Below are 15,776 nucleotides of genomic sequence, written 5' to 3' on the forward strand. Positions count from 1 at the left end.
TTATATTTTTTAATTTATTAATGAAGTTTTAGAAAAAGCTTGAGCCAATATCAAGTTGCGTGCTGCCTCGGTTTCTTTAGCAATGATTTCTCGCAAGTCTTGATCTATTAGCTCATCACAGAAATCAGCAACAACCTGCTGTATCTTATCTGAAACTGTAGGTTCAAGAAAAGTAAATAAAATACATAGTTTTTGTTCATCTTTTCCTTCTAAAAGGATAGAACATTGAGAGGCAAACTTATAGGCCGTCTTTTTAACAGCATTGAGGCTGTACAACTCAAGATTGATAAATAGTTTTGCCTGATTGTCTTCTAAAATAAAACTTTTGTCTGATAACGACATATTTATTAAGGACTAGAATAGTAAGAAGGGTAAGAGCTATGAGAACTATGCAAACTGTGGGAGTAATATGTTGCTATTAGCTAGCCAATAAGCCTAACTACCAAAAACTTATTCGTCCTCAGTGATATCACTTAGCAGTAGTAACTTTGCGGCAGAATAAGGAGTCCAGTCTGATTTATAATTAATTTGAGCAATAAACCATAAATTACCTTGCTGTCAAGGCAAAGTATTTATATTTGCAAATCTTAGCAAGTACTAATGTTTCGGGCATTGCATAAATGCGGGATGAATAGGCGCTTAAAAGCATTGAAAACTCGTTCCAAATTGAGCGAAATCATCCCATAACTTAGCAACGCCATTTTTCGATGTTGCTGAATTCAAAGATGAATTATTTTTCGCAATTTCGCATATCTACGTAAAAAGTTCATAATTGTCAATCAGCAACACCGATTGTTCTAAATAAATTCTATTAGCATTATACTTACCTACTGCTGGAATAGTGAGAACTATGAGAACGATGAGAACTATGAGAACGGTGTGAATAATGTCTTGCTATTAACTGTTCCTTATTTATTCCTGTTGATGGTGCAATCAAAAGGGGTTCATGCAAGTTATCACTTTCACTAACTTGTGTGTTAGTTACGCTTACTTTACTAAGCAGATTACTCAAATGTATGTTAGAAGTCGCATTTGCTTGTAAAGGAGTTGTGCTAAGTAAAGCTGCCACTACTAACCCAACTGGCTTTAAAAATTCCCGATTCTTCTTACTCATGCTTAAATCACCGATAAAAAAGTTTATTGTATAAATATGCAACTTTAGAAAAAGTTTACGCTTGATTAGGTATCAGATCGTTTGCAATTTTATTTACTGATCACTTAGGCAAAACTTACACTATTTTCTGCTTATGCTTAAATTATACATTTAATAATTTAACTGTAATTAAGACAAGGCTACCTCAGTAATACTATTTAGGCTATTTTTAAAGGATAGTCCTCGATGGGGTTTAATACGGACATATTATACTTGTAAGTAATGTAAGGATTCAGGTCTAATATTTAGGAAGCAGGGATGGGACAGACAGAGTACTTTCCCAAAACCTTTACGCGTTTTTGCCTGATGTCCTGGCTGCCCGCCTGGTTTTCTTTTGGGATAATTTGATTCCTCTTGGGGGGGGAGCTTTTTTGTTTTCGCTTTTTTTCAGAATGTCCCTAGATGGTGGTTTCGATGAAGTCTTGCTGTCCAAATCTCTGCTGACTTTTAACTGTTCTACTTCTTGGTGTAGTTCTAAGATTATTTTCTGTAAATCACGTATTACCTTACTCTACTCAATAATGATATCCACCAGTTCTTCTTTTGATAACTGGTTCAAGCTTTCTCGCTCTAATTCTTGAGGCAGGTTTTGGTTCATATTTGCGATATTCCCCCTCAAGTGTCCCTTTTGTCAACACCCTGCCACCTGAATCCTTACATCAAATCAATGCTCCTGTTCCCGATTTAACCCAAAATATAATTTCTGATATTGAATCAAATCAAAAACAACATCTAATCAAATTAATGCTTCCATCACACATTTTGTAGAGCCATTAAAAAAGCAGTTACTAGATTCAAACAAAGATGCTAAAAATTCGGATAATCCAACATCATTTATGTTGAAAATTCGTAATCTTTTTAAACTGGGAAATCGTACTTAATATAAATTAATTAGCCATCAAAGTTCTATCTAAAATTCCAGCATACCCAGATGTAGTTACTACGCTATTGATTCAGACAGCAATCCTGACATATCTAATATCCGTTCTGACCAAGCACTAGATTGTTCAGACATTTTTTTCCGTTCAGTATCATCAGACCAAATACTATCAAAAGTTAATCTCCATCGTGCCAGTTGAACTTGAATGTTAACCAGTTCTTCAGCATATTCAGGTTCAATTTCTGCTGCCGTCCATTCGATAAAACACATAGTTTCATCTGCAACATTTTTGACCGCTTCAGGGTAAGAAGTGTCACAAAATGTTCTCAGCCTAGCTAAATTAGAAGCTATATGACCTAAGCGATGTGATGTATTTTCGCCTTGAAACCGTGCTTGTTTTTCATCTAAATTCTGGTTCATATCCACCAATTAACTCCTGAGTTATTTTTTTAACACGTTCTTGAATCGCTGGATCTTGAATTACCATTGAGCGATTATTTTGGCTTGGACGTATGTTAATAATCGATTCATAGGCGATTGATTGGTTAAAGGGAGTCCAATCCGCACCCCAGATATATCGCTGTTTACTACCGTCTTCGAGCAATGCTGCTTCACAGAAAGCGTGTTTCTCTCCTCCTCCAGCTAAAATCCCTCTTTCTATATCTACTGCCACTTTAATGTAAACTCGCAAAGTTTGCAGCATTAACTCCACTTGTTCGAGAGTTGCTCTTTCCCTAATAATCAGTACCAAAATCTCACCCCTACCTGTATAAATAAATGCACAAGTCAAAATTCTACTTTGTAGAATCCCTTGAATCCCAAACTTAATCACTTGCAGCATTATGGTATGATTTCCAACTCCAGAAGACTCAACACTTTCTCTTCCAAATCCGTCAAATAACCACGCTTCAGCTTCCCCAACGATTCCAAAAACCTCTGCACCGACTCCTCCAACTCACCCGAATACACCCGACTGATGCGATCGCAAATCACCCGCATCTGCTCACACTCGGCAGGCAAGTAATTGAGCGACTTCAGGTGCTGCAACCCAACTGTGTATTCGCCATCCCAGGTTCTGACAGTGCAACTGAATTGACCCACATGGTTGATTATGCCCCAACAGCCACCCTTGCCTCTGAGTTCGGGGTTGTCCTTTGCAAGTATTTGGCACACCTCCCCCAATTGGTAGGTGCTCGGTACTTGGGTGCGTTCCATTATTTGCTGCACTACGTTTTTAACGATTCTAGCTGGTGGCACTTTACCCCCTGCCTGCTCCACCGCTTTTAGCCACACTTCCTGCTGTTCTTGAGGTTCAAGCTTTGTCATCGGTCTGACTTGTCCCTCTGCTGTCGGCAAAATGTGATCAAATTGATCACATTTTTCCATCAAATTATCGAAAACAACCGCCGCATCCATTAAAAGATAAGACTGGCGACGGCTGTGACCAAACCTATCACGGCAATATTCTTCAAAAGTTTTGTGCGTGGATCGATACAGTCTGCGATCGCGTAATTGGGCCAGTGCCTTGCCAGCTTCAAAAAATGCACGTTCTACTTTGCGCTCTAGATGCAGGCGATCGCTAATTTCCTGCTCGGTTAACTCTGGAATTTCAACAGCAGTAACGTTAATTGTTGCTGAACCTGGGTCTACTTGCTGGGAGATATCCTCGTTTGCAGAGTTAGCTGCTGAAGTTGAATCGGTAGATGCGGCAGAGGTGGCTTTGTTGCGTCTAGAAGGTGGTTTAGGCATAATTCCACCTTTCTAGTTCAATAAGATTTTCTCAGAGTCAACTGCAACGTAAATTTTAGAAGTAGTTAATAACTGCTCCGGCATAGCCCACCACAGGCATCGCTTCTTTGGAAAAGCTAAAGGTAAGGCAAGAGGATTAATAGTCTGAAGGTTAATCGCCATTAGAACTTTCTGTTAAGTTAACCCCAGGAATATGCTGAATCCATTCACCTAAGCACTCTTTCAAATCCAGCCCTACAGCATTGGCTGCTCTGATGAGGGTGTCTAAAGGTACACCCTTTGTATCCTCGTTCTCAATTCTATTAAAATTTGCCCCGCTCATTCCGGCGTAATCACCAGCTACGGTTAAACTCATCCCCGCAGCTTCTCTTGCCTTTTTCAAAGCAGTTCCGATACCAGTAAACTCCACTTCAATAATAATTTTGGTTGTGCCAAGCCTACCTCGTCTTTTTGCTCCTCGGTTCAAAGGAGGATTAAACCAAGCAATCAAAGCATTCTCTACTATAGGAAGTAAATCTGCATCACAATGCAAATATGAAATCTTAATTCCATGCATCATTGCTATTTCAATTCCCTTGTGATGGGAAAGCCATCGTTTTCGAGGATTTTTAGTTTGTCCGATGTATTGCACTACACCTTGAGAATCGATAGCAAAGTAAATACAAGGCGTAGTCGGTAACTGCGATCGCTCGTGAAGAAATACTGAAGGTAAGGCAAGAGGATCGATAGTGGCAGGATTAATCGCCATTGTTCAACTCCTGGGCTGGTATCCATTTCAGTAAACTATCTGGTTGTATGTTGTATCGACTACAAATCGCGTCCATGACATCTCTGCCAAGATACTGAGCGGAATTGTTGTACAAGCTATACGCAGTAGTCCGGCTAATACCAGTTTCTTGCCAAAACTGATAAACGCTCATCCCTTTGCTGTCAACAAATTCCTTAATCCGATTTCTCATGGGCATACCTTAGATTGCCACTGATATATTCACAATTAACTGTTATTGCAAAGTAGTTAACACTATTATAGAGTAATTGTAGTATAAAGTTAACTAAGAATTTAAAGCGCTTTTATAACCACTGAGTGGAGTAACAGATTAGATAACTGTCTTTCTACAGTGAATTTTTGTAATATTTATAACAACAACCTTTAAAACTGCTCAAGCTAACCCATGTCGGACTCAGAAAACCCAAAGCAAGTTAATAAAAATGACTTACGAAATGCCCAGTTTGATGGTAGTTTGATTAATGCTGACACAGTAAACGCTGGGCAAATTGGGAATAATGTCTACAATATTCACTTTGGGCAGTCCAATCTTAAAAATATTCAAAATCTCAAATTAAAACCTAACACTCTCAATGAGTTGGTGAATTTATTGCGTCCTTTTTTGGAAGATGAGAGAAGCCGTCGCCCTTTTTTAGTTTTAGCTTTAGGTAATGATGCACCTGTATTGCAACATATTAATTGGAGTGGTGCTGTGGCAAGTTTTATTCCAGATATGTTGTGTAAGCTTGCTGATTATGGTGAAGTAGCACCAGGAAAACAAGCACTATGGACATTATTGGAATATGTGCGGCCGCAAGTAGGTGTAGATGTACAACAACGTATCGATAAACTTATTCGTCAAGTTAATTTACCAGCTTCTACAACAAACGATCTTGATGGGCTTGTGCAAAAAGTAAGAAAAGGTCTATATGATGAATGGCACTAAGAAAAGCTGAAACACCCGCGGGTTAGGCAGTTTGCAACTGCTTTCGTAATTCATGCCGGGGTTTCGTCATCAAGGGGTAAGCTTTTGGGCGACGTTTACGGACTCGTGGTTCATTTCTAGCAGGACGTGCGGGAACAGCCTTGTGAGCGATAACTTTAAGTAAAGTACAATAAATTTGAAGACGTTTTGTTGAATGAGCAGCTAACAATTCAGGAATAAAGTTATTTAAATGATGGCGAGTGCCTTGGAGTGATAAGCGCAACGGAGGAGTACCGTAAGTAGTACCTGCCGACCACATCAAACCACGCAGTAGATTGTAAGCAAGTAAATAAATATAAATTTCTTTGCGTACCATTGAAGGAGTTTTACAGCGCAAAACATCCATTCCTAATGTAGTTTTGAGATGTCTTAAATCTAATTCAACGTCCCAGCGCTGACCGTAAAGCCCAACAATATCCAGAGTTGAATAAGTTACTTTCTCTAACAAAGTAGTGATTAAGCTAACTCTTTCTGTACGAAAACCAGGAATAACAATGTAATAGTAAATTTCTCGCACAGTTATAGTGGGAGGTAGAGCATCAAATTCATCTTTACTCAATCCTGTTGGGCATTTTTTAGGTTTATACCAAGTTACCAACTTGTCACAGGCTCCAATAATTTTGCCTTTACGCATGGATGTTGTTCGAGCTTGATGTTTACGGAAGACTGCATCACAATTAAGTTTTAACAAAGCGACTATATCGGCGTAAGTGCAAAAAGCTCTATCCCCTAAAAGAATATCTAAGGGATTAAGAAACTGATATAGTTGGCGAGCTAGTTTAATATCGTGGGTGTTCATAACATCGATACATAGAGCAACAGCTGCTCCTGTTACTAAACTGAATATCACACCAATTTTCGCAATTGGGAATCCACATCCAGGCTTTTGGCTACTTGTTTGAGGGTATGCTTTCTGGTTCTCTACAGTGTCAGGCATTGAGACAGTTGAACCGTCTATTACTTTGACATTTCGACCACGCCATAAATATTCTATTGTCAGTTTATCTTCTAGACTTTGTGCAGCTTTGCCAAAAAGTTGTTCTAATAATTTCTCTGGTAATTTTACCCTAGCTTGGCAATAAGCGCTTGTATCAGTTGATGGAAGTTCTACTCCTTCACCTGCCAGTTGTGCAATTATTTTACTCACTGCATTATGGCAACTCTTATCAGTATCTAAAACTTGAGATAAAAATGCCCATAATGTTACTACTGGATCAAATAATCGTTTATAGTATCTAACTTTTAGTTCTGAAAGGGCTTGCTCAATTACAGAAGCTGGCAACAGTTCTTTAAAAGGTAATCCCAGAGATGAATTGAATTTATCCTTGAGGATTTGTACTCGTAGTGTCACAGTAGTATTTATGATGTTGGCTTGCTCGTCTTGAAAGAAAGTATTTCATGAACGAGTAAGCTTTTCCTACCTAAAAATTTTTTAGACAACCTGTACATCTTTGCACTGTCTAGAGTTAGGCATAGCGTAGTTTACCGCCACAGGCATCCCAACAAGGCTCCTGGTTACACCAGGAGCAAACTTCATTAGCGATCGCAACACTTCATCAAGGACAATCGCCTGCCCCATCCCGACACTGTTTATTAATAGCTTCAAAATCTGTAGCGCTTATCCTGTATAGCTTAGAGCTTTTCTTAGTGCCATTCGTCTATATGATAGAATCCAAAACTTGTATGGAACCATACAATTATTAGATATTGCCCATCCAGTAGAAATTGACCGTCTTTATGTTGATGTCAATATTCTTGAGGAACCCTGTAGTTACTCTCGTTTAGAAATTGATGAGTTATTAAGGGGTCGTGACCAAAGAGAAGATTTTAATCGTTTTGGTTTATCTAAAGTGCGCGAGCGAGTCACGGGACTTCAATCAGTGAAGAAATATGCAAAATTAATGATATTAGGAAAACCGGGATCGGGGAAAACTACCTTTTTGCAGCACGTTGTTATTGAATGTAATCAGGGCTATTTGCTAGCTGACCGTATACCAATTTTAATTCGGCTTAGGGATTTTGTAAGACAAGCCAAAAGAGTAAGTAATTTTAGTTTCGATTCTCATATAAGTTCCTACTTGCGGGAAGTTGCTTCTCAACAAGAAGTGACAGCGCTACTTTCAGCAGGTAAGTTTTTATTGCTACTGGATGGACTTGACGAAGTTCCGGAAGAAAACAGTGATGCAGTGGTAGATGAGATTGAGTTTTTTCTAGATAACTATGACCAAAATAACTTTATTATTACCTGCCGAGTTCAAGCGCAAAAATACAGACTCAAGCGTTTTAACTATGTCGAAGTTGCTGATTTTAATTCTGAACAAATAGTAAAATTTGGTCACAAATGGTTTGCTGCTAATTCTCGGAATGGATTACAGGAAGCCGAAGCAAAATCATCAAAGTTAATAGAGCTATTTAACTTGCCAGAAAACCAAAAAATTAAAGAATTAGCAGTTATCCCCATTTTGCTAAGTTTAACCTGTAGAGTATTTGATGACAAAGGTAAATTTTACTCGAAACAATCTGAACTTTATGAACAAGGATTAGAAATCCTACTGTCAAAGTGGGATGATTCTAGGAGAATTAAGCGTTATTCAGTTTACCAAAATTTATCTATCGAACAAAAGCGGAAACTATTAACTTATTTAGCTGCTCGTAAATTTGAACAAGAACAATATATGTTGTTTGAACAAGATGAAATTCAAAGTTACATAGCTGAGTATCTTGATATTTCGCTAGATGATAGTCAAACACTACTTGAGTCAATAGAAGCACAGCATGGTTTAATAGTAGAACGGGCACAGCGAATTTACTCTTTTTCTCACTTGACATTTCAGGAATATTTTGCAGCTAAATGGTTTATCGAACGTTCTAACTGGAAAAATTTGGTTAGTCATATTACTGATAAACAGTGGCGAGAAGTATTTTTGCTATCAACAGAGATGCAGACGAACGTAGATAGTTTTATTTTATTAATGAAACAAAAAGTTGATGCAATAGTTGCTGCTGATGAAAAATTACAAAACATTCTTGCCTGGGCAAATCAAAAATCTACTTTAGTCGATAAAGTTTGTAAATCAGCCGCAATTAGAGCTTTTTATCTGTCCATTGAAGTACAAAACTCATTTGACGACCATCTATCGCGTCTTATCATACCTTCATTTAATCCTGGTATATCTCGTTCCTTACAAGTAGATCATTTATTGTACCGTTGCGTCTTTCACTCTCGCAGCCCAGATTTTAGCCGACTGCTCTACAGTTCTGGCTCAAGCAGTTCATTCTGTATGTCTATAATTTGTATAACAACCACATATTTAGATTTTGAAATCTTTCTTGATGAACTTCTTAAAGACTCGCTTAACCTCCAACCACAACTAAAAGAAGAATTAATTAAACTCAAAAATAAATTACCCAATGGACAGGAAAGAATAAAATATGAATAATTCTGGAATGAACACAGCAAAGCTTGGATAGAAGAATTGATAATGAATATGAATAGTTATTGTCAAATATGTCAAAATTGGCAATTAAATAATGAGGAAAAAGAATTATTTAAACAGTATTATAATGCAAATAATTTGTTAGTGGATTGTCTAAATAAAGTTATTGCGATGAGTGACAATGTGAGAGAGCAAATTGAGGAAAAATTGTTTCTACCCATCGCCGAAATCGAAAAGTGCAAACATGAAAAATGAACGCTACTCATCATCTTCTACTTTATTTCGTAGATGCAGATGGTGTAGATTAACAACACCATAACGGTTTCAAATACAAAGCTTTAACCGTTGCTCGACCACAAAATGTTTGCTTTAAATTAAAAGTTTAGTAATAAGTTTTATAGGATACAGTAATCGTGACCGTACAATTATCCACAACTGACTTCCAACGCCTTACCCGCATTATTCAAAATTTACCCGACTTTGCTAATGTACGCGATCGCCGCCGTCTAGTGGCAGGTGCATTGCAAGGTGTAGCCCAAGCAGATGTCATGCTGGCGCGTTTAGATTTGGATGGTACGCCGATGGGTGTTTCTGTGGAAGTAGTGCGATTTTTAGCTCAATTTGGACGAGTCGCTTACGATAAAGAAGCCCTCGCTGTCTTCCTCAATTGTATTCAGCCTTACACTGGGGATGAAGATAAAGACTTTATCGTAGAACTATTTCGGAACTACCCGCTTGATGTTCCAGTCAGTCCTAGCCGTGGAATTGGCAAGTGGAAGGGAGTAGATAGTACAGCTGATATCAAAGAAAAGATTATTGGGGAAAATACATTACGCGATATATACATTTTAAACTTGGCTCTGGAAGCTTCAAAAGCCGTGGTTCGGATCGCCACTCCAGACAGTTTAGGCACAGGATTTATGATTGCGCCTGATTTACTAATGACGAACAATCACGTTATTAATAGTCAAGAAGTAGGAGAGAAAAGTGATTTTAGTTTTAACTATCAACTGGATATCAACGCGCAAGAATGCCCAACACAGATTATTGGGGCTTTAGCTGGAGGTGCTTTTTATACTAATGAAGAATTGGATTATACAGTAGTAACCCTGCAAGACGTACCAGACTTCGGCAAGCCTTTAATCTTCAAAAGTAAGTCGATGCGGCGAGATGAGCGTGTGGCAATTATTCAACATCCTGGCGGTCATTTAAAGAAAATTTCGATTCAGAATAATTTTGTTGCTTACGCCGATAATAGCGTATTACAATACACTACCAGTACAGAACCAGGATCATCTGGTTCACCTGTGTTTGATGATACTTTTCAAGTAGTTGGTATACACCATAGCGGAGGGATGCTTCCAGAACCTAATACTCAACGCCGATATCTACGCAATGCGGGAACAAGTGCGATCGCTTTGTTGAATGACCTTCAGAAAAATGCACTAGAGATTTATAAATGTTTATCGAGATAGTTAGGCGATGGCGATCAGTAGCGATATTATCCACAAGTTATTGCCTCTACTCCGACCCTTAATGGAAGATAAAAAAGAGCGTCGAGCATATTTGAGTAGAGCATTAATTAATGCACCTGTTTTAAATCGCTTAGAGTGGGATATGTCCGTGGATATTTTTATTACTGATATGCTTAAAAAACTCCATGAGTTTGGAGAAATTAGTCTTGGAAAGCCTGCTATTTGTGCATTATTAGCAGAGATTCGTCAAGATGTCGGAGTAGATATCCAGATAAAGATTGATGAAATTGTTAGAGAGTTTCGAGGTTTTCAAACACCACCAGATTTACTGTTTGATTTGCTATTACAAATTGACTTTAAATCGCAGGCACGGTTAGTTAAAAAAGTTATGGAGTTACACCGGACAGCTGCCTTTTTAATTCACGGTGAGCCTTATTGCGGACAACAACTTTTAGTAAATCGATTGTTGCGATTGAAGCCAGAGTGGAAAAATATTTCGCCAATTAAAATCGATGTCAGCCACAACGGAGCAGGCAGAAGTACTCTTCACCTATGGCGGCAGCTAGCATCTTGGTTTCGTTTACCGAAAGACGTAGAATCAAAAGAAATTACTCATAGAATTTGTGAACGGCTTTGTACTCAAGATGTTATTTTGATATTTTCCACTGTGGATTATATGCTGCCAAAAGTGCTATTAGCATGGCTGCAAGAATTTTGGCAACCACTGGTAACACAAGTTGAAGTCAGTTCTTTTGCTAATCAAGAAAATACACATTTATTAATGTTTTTAGTAGATAATAGCGGCAGTGTTTGTCAATCAAATATTCTGTTATCAAAGCAATTCGATGAATCAGAGTATCCACGTATCCCACTGTATTTACCACCTGCTAGTCCTTTTCCATTGGATATTTTAGATGATTGGATTGATATGGTTACAGCTATGGAAAGCCTAAACATACCTACTGGGTTAACAGCCAAAATATTGTTAGAAAAAACCGAAAATGGAATCCCAGAATTTGTTTATGAAGAAATTTGTTGTCATTGCGGTCACAGTTGGGAGGGAGGGTTAGCAAAATGGCTGATTTAGCAAGTGTACTAACTGCTAATGGCAAGCAGTATTATGCAGGTAAGCCAATCTCACCCGAAGATGGCCAAAAGTATGGATTAGCCCCATATATCGCATCAAAAGAATTAATCAAAGCTGTTAATCTCGCAATTTTCTTAGAGAAACGCCCGTTATTGCTTAAAGGTGAACCAGGGTGTGGTAAAACCACCTTAGCGCAAGCAGTTGCTTACGAATTAGGTTTACCCTACGAATCTTGGTATATCAAATCAACAACTAGAGCAAGGGATGGGCTTTACACTTATGACGCAGTTGGTCGTTTGCACGATGGTCAACTTACTCAAATAGGTGAAACAAATAATTACAAAGTCAAGAATTTAGATAATTATATCAAGCTTGGGCCTTTGGGACGTGCTTTTAAAAATGAAAAGCGTACTGTCGTTTTAATTGATGAAATTGATAAAGCAGATATTGACTTCCCTAATGATTTGTTGCGAGAACTAGACGAGCAGAGATTCACAATTGAAGAAACAGGGGAAGAAATAAAAGCAATTTATCCTCCCATTGTCTTTGTTACTAGCAACGATGAAAAAGATTTACCAGATGCATTTTTGCGTCGGTGTTTGTTTTATTATATTGAGTTTCCATATTCACAGTTAGCTAACATTGTTCAATCACATTTTTCGGCATCCTCTCCTGATTTAGTAGAAGCTGCGGTACAGCGTTTTAGTGAACTGCGACAGAAAATGGAAAAAGGAAAAGCTGGGAAAAAAGTTACTACAAGTGAGTTACTAGATTGGTTTACCGTGTTGCGGCAATTCCCTGAAGATGAAATGCTAAAGCAGTTAAAAGGAGAAATACCTTTTCCTGAAGTTCTGTTAAAGAAATGGGAAGACCATTTACGGTATTTGAAGTATGAAGCTTAAAGAACTACCACTGCTAGATATTTTTAACAGCTTGCAGCGACATGGTTTGCCGTTGGAGGTTGAAGAATATTTAGTACTTATGCGTAGTTTAGAAGGTGGTTTCGGAATTAGTGATCGTCAAGAATTAGAACAGCTTTGTTGTATGCTATGGGCAAAATCTGAGGAGGAAAATCGCCTGATTCGTCGGTTATTTGACCATCTGTGGAAGCAAATTGAATCGCACTCAGTCAATTCAGATTTCTCTACACGAAAAATTTCTGAATCTTCTTCAATAGAAACATCAATATCTAAAGCATCTTCAATTGATGAATCGTTACCTGATTTAGAGACAACTCCCACTATTACCCCAGAACCAGTGCAAGCTGTCCAAGCTGTGCGGAGCAGTCGCGGTGATAGACAGATGAAACGACCGCGCTATATGCTTTTGACAGAATATTTTCCCGTTACCAAGCGACAAATGAAGCAATGCTGGCGTTATCTGCGCCGTCCGGTGAGCCAAGGAGTACCCACAGAGTTAGATGTTGAGGCGACGGTAGCAAAAATTGGACGTGAGGGTATTTTACTGCAACCTGTGATGATGCCACCGTGTACCAATCGCACAGATTTGGTTCTACTAATTGACCAGGAAGGTTCAATGGTGCCATTTCACGATTTATCGCGGCAGTTGGTGGAAACAGCAGAAAGGGGAGGACAATTGAGAACAACTAATGTATTTTATTTTCACGACTACCCAGATGAATACTTATACCGTCATCCAGCAATGCTTGATGCCAAGGCTGTTTCTGAAGTGTTGGAGGAAATTGGCGAACGAGCGGCAGTATTAATTATTAGCGATGCCGGAGCAGCACGGGGGAATTTTGACCAAGAACGGATTGATAGTACTAAGGTATGGATTGAGCAGTTACAAAAGTCGGTACGTTATTTCGCTTGGTTGAATCCGATGCCTAGTGAATGCTGGCGGCAAACTACTGCTGGAGAAATAGCTCGTTTTGTACCTATGTTTGAGATGAGTCCGCAGGGAATGAATGCAGCAATTAATCTATTGCGAAGTCGGTATGTTAGTGGGGAGGTTGCGTACTCATGGCTGATGTGAGCGCCGACATTAATCAAAACCGCGCAATGAGAATTTCCCAGCGGCGTATTGAAGGGTTTGCCCAGCAATTTGGAGAAGCACACCGGAACTTGGCTCGTAATGCGGCGTTTCCATTGGTGCTGACACCCGATTTACTTTACCAAATTTGGGCAAACTTTGTCCCTGAAGCCCCTTGGACGGCCGTTACTCATGTGCTACTGTCGCGTTTGTGTCGGCAAGTGGGTTATGAGATGTTTGAGATGGATATCGCTGATCGAAATTTATTGTTGAGGGAACTTAAGGAAGCTCTGGGACAGGAACGCTTTAATGATTTAGGAGAGTTTTTACTAGATTACGTAGCACAGCGATTGATTGATGATGACACAGATACAAGGGATCTGCGAGAAGCACAAGAGTGGACAGCGTTGGTGTATACTAAGCCGGATGTAGCAGCACAGAAGTTGGCGCAGAGTTTAAGTAAGCGAGTGCAGCAAAAAGATATACAGGAGTTATTAAGGTTGGCTTCGTTAGTGAAAATTCTTGCACAACCTTTGGTAGAGGCTGGTTTTAAGCAGTTGTTAGTTTACTGTCAGGGGATGGAAAGTTTTGCTCGTGGCAATTTAGAAGAGGCAAAACTTCAATTTAAAAGTTTATCTGGACAAGATTCTCAAATAGAAATTGCTGGGATAAATCTAGATTTTCCAATAAAAAAAGAAGAAATTTATAAGGGCGATAGAACTTTACCCTCTAAAATAATTACCCTTGATAGTCTGTTTGAGATTGTTGACCGCCTACTAATTGAGAGCCACAATCGCCCCCTTAATTCCACAGAAAATCTGATTCTGCGTGGGATTTGGCAGTATAAAACTTATAACCAAATAGCTATAGAGGCAGGTTATAGTCCTGGCTACTTTACCAATGTTGTTGCCCCAGAGTTGTTTGGGCGACTCTCTAAGGTCATTGGCCAGCGCGTGACGAAGAAAAACTGTCAAGTGCTGCTGGAATCTTATGCCATTGTTGAAGCAGCTCCAAATACAAAACTTTTGAAACAAGACCTGACGCAATTTCCTCCCACAGTTAATCAGGATACATCACCAAGCTACCCCAGTGGCTCAGTTCCTCTCGCCTCTCCCTTTTACCTCAAACGTTCTTACCTTGAGGAACAAATCTATCAAGAAATTAAGAAACCAGGAGCGTTAATCAGGATCAAAGCTCCCAGAGAAATGGGCAAAACTTCACTGCTGCTGAGGATTCTTGACTATGCCAAGCACCAGGGTTACTGTACTATCAGCTTGAATCTAGAACAAGTCGAGCAGACAATTCTGAGCGACTTGAATCAACTTTTGCGCTGGTTGTGTGCCAATATTGCTCGCCAGCTTCAGCTTAAACCAATGTTAGACGAGTATTGGGATGAAGATTTGGGAAGTAAAGTTAGCTGCACCGTCTACTTTCAAGAATATCTACTAGAGTCAATTAATACTCCCCTGATCTTGGCGTTGGATGAAGTAAACCATATTTTCGAGCATCCCCAAGTAGCTAAGGATTTTCTACCTCTGTTGCGTTCTTGGTACGAAGAAGCGAAAAGACTGCCCATTTGGCAAAAGCTTCGTCTAGTCGTGGTTCATTCAACAGATATTTATGTTCCTCTTGAACTTAATCAGTCTCCTTTCAATGTAGGGTTACCGATTCAGTTAGACAACTTTAGCCAAGAAGAAGTACAGCAGTTAGCTCAATGCTATGGACTCAATTGGACAGATGGAGAAGAAGCTAGAAAATTAATAGCAATGGTCGGGGGACATCCGGCACTAGTAGATTTAGCTCTCTATCATCTGAGTCGAAACGAGCTAACTCTGTCGCAACTGGTAGAAACTGCTCCCACTGCTAGCAAAATTTATTCAAATCACTTGCAACGTCATTGGACAACCTTGCAAGAGCAGCCTGAATTAGCTATTTCTCTTGCTACTGTGATAAATTCTACTCAACCAATACAATTAGAACCTATAATTGCTAACAAGTTAAGCAGTATGGGGCTTATTAAATTAGATAATAACCTAGCCATACCTAGTTTTCGGTTATATCGACAATTTTTTCAGCAAAAGCTGGCCATTAAATCAATACGGTTGCCAAAATAAGAGCATGAAGAGGTAGGGCGTTTCGTAGTAGAGTTGTTGTCTTTCATAACGAAAACTCAAAAACTACTTACCGATATACATTTGTTCTCCAAAAAACTCAAAAGCTTTTCCTCAACGCAGTCAAATACGGTCGCCTCA

16 protein-coding genes and 2 pseudogenes are annotated in these 15,776 nt (G+C 39.0%); 8 read left to right on the top strand and 10 right to left on the bottom strand.

All coding sequences use genetic code 11. The features are described 5' to 3' along the window. Positions 1 to 9: 9 nt before the first annotated feature. From hxsD to RM049_RS10955, 8 genes and pseudogenes are all read right to left on the bottom strand, one after another. Positions 10 to 342 carry a His-Xaa-Ser system protein HxsD gene (hxsD, locus tag RM049_RS10920; protein WP_322704184.1) on the bottom strand — a complete coding sequence of 111 codons (333 nt, stop codon included), beginning with the start codon at positions 340 to 342 and terminating at the stop codon, positions 10 to 12. 481 nt (positions 343 to 823) lie between these two features. Further along, positions 824 to 1,114 (bottom strand): His-Xaa-Ser repeat protein HxsA2, encoded by a 291-nt coding sequence (hxsA2, locus tag RM049_RS10925; RefSeq protein WP_322704185.1) that lies wholly within the window; start codon positions 1,112 to 1,114, stop codon positions 824 to 826. A 312-nt stretch (positions 1,115 to 1,426) separates the two neighbouring features. Then, positions 1,427 to 1,655, bottom strand: a pseudogene (locus tag RM049_RS10930) (DUF6444 domain-containing protein); the annotation flags it as partial. Between the two features lie 438 nt (positions 1,656 to 2,093). Next, the gene (locus RM049_RS10935; RefSeq protein ID WP_322704186.1) at positions 2,094 to 2,453 is read right to left on the bottom strand and encodes a hypothetical protein; all 360 of its coding nucleotides are present in this window, start codon (positions 2,451 to 2,453) and stop codon (positions 2,094 to 2,096) included. Further along, on the bottom strand, positions 2,434 to 2,874 hold the full coding sequence (locus RM049_RS10940; RefSeq protein ID WP_416212631.1) for a DUF5674 family protein: 441 nt from the start codon (positions 2,872 to 2,874) through the stop codon (positions 2,434 to 2,436). The genes RM049_RS10935 and RM049_RS10940 overlap by 20 nt, the downstream gene beginning before the upstream one ends. After that, positions 2,874 to 3,782 (bottom strand): hypothetical protein, encoded by a 909-nt coding sequence (locus tag RM049_RS10945; protein WP_322704187.1) that lies wholly within the window; start codon positions 3,780 to 3,782, stop codon positions 2,874 to 2,876. Before RM049_RS10945 ends, RM049_RS10940 begins: the two co-directional genes overlap by 1 nt. 151 nt (positions 3,783 to 3,933) lie before the next feature. Beyond that, positions 3,934 to 4,530 carry a helix-turn-helix domain-containing protein gene (locus RM049_RS10950; protein ID WP_322704188.1) on the bottom strand — a complete coding sequence of 199 codons (597 nt, stop codon included), beginning with the start codon at positions 4,528 to 4,530 and terminating at the stop codon, positions 3,934 to 3,936. Beyond that, positions 4,520 to 4,741, bottom strand: a complete 222-nt coding sequence (locus tag RM049_RS10955) for a helix-turn-helix transcriptional regulator (RefSeq protein ID WP_322704189.1) — start codon at positions 4,739 to 4,741, stop codon at positions 4,520 to 4,522. The genes RM049_RS10950 and RM049_RS10955 overlap by 11 nt, the downstream gene beginning before the upstream one ends. A gap of 213 nt (positions 4,742 to 4,954) precedes the next feature. On the opposite strand from RM049_RS10955, the gene RM049_RS10960 reads away from it, so the two are divergent. Continuing rightward, positions 4,955 to 5,494: a hypothetical protein gene (locus tag RM049_RS10960; RefSeq protein WP_322704190.1), complete on the top strand. Its 540-nt coding sequence runs from the start codon at positions 4,955 to 4,957 to the stop codon at positions 5,492 to 5,494. A 22-nt stretch (positions 5,495 to 5,516) separates the two neighbouring features. On the opposite strand, the gene RM049_RS10965 is transcribed toward RM049_RS10960, so the two are convergent. After that, the gene (locus RM049_RS10965; protein ID WP_322704191.1) at positions 5,517 to 6,884 is read right to left on the bottom strand and encodes an IS4 family transposase; all 1,368 of its coding nucleotides are present in this window, start codon (positions 6,882 to 6,884) and stop codon (positions 5,517 to 5,519) included. An 81-nt stretch (positions 6,885 to 6,965) separates the two neighbouring features. Next, entirely contained in the window at positions 6,966 to 7,139 is a 174-nt protein-coding gene (locus RM049_RS10970) for a hypothetical protein (RefSeq protein WP_322704192.1), read from the bottom strand. A gap of 73 nt (positions 7,140 to 7,212) precedes the next feature. Between RM049_RS10970 and RM049_RS10975 the strand changes: the two genes are divergently transcribed. The 7 genes and pseudogenes from RM049_RS10975 to RM049_RS11000 all read left to right on the top strand — a co-directional run bounded on the left by RM049_RS10975 (position 7,213) and on the right by RM049_RS11000 (position 15,638). Further along, complete coding sequence (locus tag RM049_RS10975; RefSeq protein ID WP_322704193.1) at positions 7,213 to 8,973, top strand: NACHT domain-containing NTPase; 1,761 nt, start codon at positions 7,213 to 7,215, stop codon at positions 8,971 to 8,973. Positions 8,974 to 8,985: 12 nt separating this feature from the next. After that, positions 8,986 to 9,225 (top strand): annotated as a pseudogene (locus RM049_RS39250) (NACHT C-terminal helical domain 2-containing protein); the annotation flags it as partial. A gap of 158 nt (positions 9,226 to 9,383) precedes the next feature. Further along, on the top strand, positions 9,384 to 10,445 hold the full coding sequence (locus tag RM049_RS10980; RefSeq protein WP_322704194.1) for a trypsin-like peptidase domain-containing protein: 1,062 nt from the start codon (positions 9,384 to 9,386) through the stop codon (positions 10,443 to 10,445). A 7-nt stretch (positions 10,446 to 10,452) separates the two neighbouring features. Beyond that, the gene (locus tag RM049_RS10985; protein ID WP_322704195.1) at positions 10,453 to 11,532 is read left to right on the top strand and encodes an XRE family transcriptional regulator; all 1,080 of its coding nucleotides are present in this window, start codon (positions 10,453 to 10,455) and stop codon (positions 11,530 to 11,532) included. Next, complete coding sequence (locus RM049_RS10990; RefSeq protein WP_322704196.1) at positions 11,520 to 12,434, top strand: MoxR family ATPase; 915 nt, start codon at positions 11,520 to 11,522, stop codon at positions 12,432 to 12,434. The genes RM049_RS10985 and RM049_RS10990 overlap by 13 nt, the downstream gene beginning before the upstream one ends. Further along, positions 12,424 to 13,527, top strand: a complete 1,104-nt coding sequence (locus RM049_RS10995) for a hypothetical protein (RefSeq protein ID WP_322704197.1) — start codon at positions 12,424 to 12,426, stop codon at positions 13,525 to 13,527. Before RM049_RS10990 ends, RM049_RS10995 begins: the two co-directional genes overlap by 11 nt. Further along, positions 13,515 to 15,638, top strand: coding sequence for an AAA-like domain-containing protein (locus tag RM049_RS11000; protein ID WP_322704198.1), 2,124 nt, complete (start codon positions 13,515 to 13,517; stop codon positions 15,636 to 15,638). The genes RM049_RS10995 and RM049_RS11000 overlap by 13 nt, the downstream gene beginning before the upstream one ends. Positions 15,639 to 15,776: the final 138 nt, after the last annotated feature.

The organism is Nostoc sp. DedQUE04 (genome assembly GCF_034530995.1).
Lineage (GTDB): Bacteria > Cyanobacteriota > Cyanobacteriia > Cyanobacteriales > Nostocaceae > Nostoc.

Excerpts from the sequence above, each read along its gene's own strand:
- hxsA2 (WP_322704185.1), bottom strand. The coding sequence starts at position 1,114 with ATGAGTAAGAAGAATCGGGAATTTTTAAAGCCAGTTGGGTTAGTAGTG.
- RM049_RS10935 (WP_322704186.1), bottom strand. The coding sequence starts at position 2,453 with ATGAACCAGAATTTAGATGAAAAACAAGCACGGTTTCAAGGCGAAAAT.
- RM049_RS10955 (WP_322704189.1), bottom strand. The coding sequence starts at position 4,741 with ATGAGAAATCGGATTAAGGAATTTGTTGACAGCAAAGGGATGAGCGTT.
- hxsD (WP_322704184.1), bottom strand. The coding sequence starts at position 342 with ATGTCGTTATCAGACAAAAGTTTTATTTTAGAAGACAATCAGGCAAAA.
- RM049_RS10940 (WP_416212631.1), bottom strand. The coding sequence starts at position 2,874 with ATGCTGCAAGTGATTAAGTTTGGGATTCAAGGGATTCTACAAAGTAGA.
- RM049_RS10995 (WP_322704197.1), top strand. The coding sequence starts at position 12,424 with ATGAAGCTTAAAGAACTACCACTGCTAGATATTTTTAACAGCTTGCAG.
- RM049_RS10945 (WP_322704187.1), bottom strand. The coding sequence starts at position 3,782 with ATGCCTAAACCACCTTCTAGACGCAACAAAGCCACCTCTGCCGCATCT.
- RM049_RS10950 (WP_322704188.1), bottom strand. The coding sequence starts at position 4,530 with ATGGCGATTAATCCTGCCACTATCGATCCTCTTGCCTTACCTTCAGTA.
- RM049_RS10985 (WP_322704195.1), top strand. The coding sequence starts at position 10,453 with ATGGCGATCAGTAGCGATATTATCCACAAGTTATTGCCTCTACTCCGA.
- RM049_RS11000 (WP_322704198.1), top strand. The coding sequence starts at position 13,515 with ATGGCTGATGTGAGCGCCGACATTAATCAAAACCGCGCAATGAGAATT.
- RM049_RS10990 (WP_322704196.1), top strand. The coding sequence starts at position 11,520 with ATGGCTGATTTAGCAAGTGTACTAACTGCTAATGGCAAGCAGTATTAT.
- RM049_RS10960 (WP_322704190.1), top strand. The coding sequence starts at position 4,955 with ATGTCGGACTCAGAAAACCCAAAGCAAGTTAATAAAAATGACTTACGA.